Source organism: Pseudomonas sp. CFBP 13727 (assembly GCF_014841915.1).
GTDB lineage: Bacteria > Pseudomonadota > Gammaproteobacteria > Pseudomonadales > Pseudomonadaceae > Aquipseudomonas > Aquipseudomonas baltica.
This window is the reverse complement of sequence record NZ_JACYUT010000014.1, coordinates 1-588: the sequence shown is the minus strand read 5'-3', so window position 1 is coordinate 588 and position 588 is coordinate 1. Positions and strand designations below refer to the sequence as shown.

1 rRNA gene is annotated in these 588 nt (G+C 50.3%); it reads right to left on the bottom strand.

The features are described from left to right. Positions 1-531 (bottom strand): 23S ribosomal RNA (locus IFT76_RS20685); the annotation flags it as partial. Positions 532-588: the final 57 nt, after the last annotated feature.

Below are 588 nucleotides of genomic sequence, written 5' to 3'. Positions count from 1 at the left end.
GCTCCCACTGCTTGTACGCATACGGTTTCAGGATCTATTTCACTCCCCTCTCCGGGGTTCTTTTCGCCTTTCCCTCACGGTACTAGTTCACTATCGGTCAGTCAGTAGTATTTAGCCTTGGAGGATGGTCCCCCCATATTCAGACAAGGTTTCTCGTGCCCCGTCCTACTCGATTTCATTGACAAGAGATTTTCGCGTACAGGGCTATCACCCACTATGGCCGCACTTTCCAGAGCGTTCCGCTAATCTCAAATCAACTTAAGGGCTGGTCCCCGTTCGCTCGCCACTACTAAGGGAATCTCGGTTGATTTCTTTTCCTCAGGGTACTTAGATGTTTCAGTTCCCCTGGTTCGCCTCTCATGCCTATGTATTCAGCATGAGATAACTGTCTTATGACAGCTGGGTTCCCCCATTCAGACACCTCCGGATCACAGTCTGTTTGCCGACTCCCCGAAGCTTTTCGCAGGCTACCACGTCTTTCATCGCCTCTGACTGCCAAGGCATCCACCGTATGCGCTTCTTCACTTGACCATATAACCCCAAGCAATCTGGTTATACTGTGAAGACGACATTCGCCGAAAATTCGCA